This is a genomic window from Corallococcus praedator, from assembly GCF_003612125.1.
Taxonomy (GTDB): Bacteria; Myxococcota; Myxococcia; order Myxococcales; family Myxococcaceae; genus Corallococcus; species Corallococcus praedator.
In genome coordinates, this window is record NZ_RAWI01001273.1 from 1 (window position 1) to 408 (window position 408).

Here is a 408-nt window from a genome sequence, read left to right on the forward strand (position 1 = left end):
CTTCCACCCCGTCGGCGTCTCGAAGCAGGGGACGCCGAGGGCCGCCGCCACGCGGTCGACGGCGCCCGAGGTCGGCATGGAGCGGGCGACGCCCTTCAGCCCGCCCCGGTAGCCCGGCGCGCGGTGGGCGTGGGCGGCGAGCAGCGCCAGGCTGTCGGAGGGCGTGACGTAGACGCCCCGGCCGAGGATCATGTTGCGGTCGCCGTCGCCGTCCGAGGCGGCGCCGAAGTCCGGCGCGTCCGGCGCCATCATCGCCGCGACGAGGGGCGCCGCCCAGATCGGATTCGGGTCGGGATGGCCGCTGCCGAAGTCGGGCGAGGGGACGGCGTTGACGACGGACCCCGGGGGGGCGCCCAGCCGCCGTTCCAGGATCTCGACGGCGTAGGGGCCGGTCACCGCGTGCATGGC

Annotated in this window: 1 protein-coding gene; it reads right to left on the reverse strand. The window is 77.0% G+C overall.

What is annotated here, in order from left to right; genetic code table 11:
• The coding region (locus D7Y13_RS44050; protein WP_208734718.1) for a phosphohexomutase domain-containing protein at nt 1-408 on the reverse strand (408 nt) is incomplete at both ends.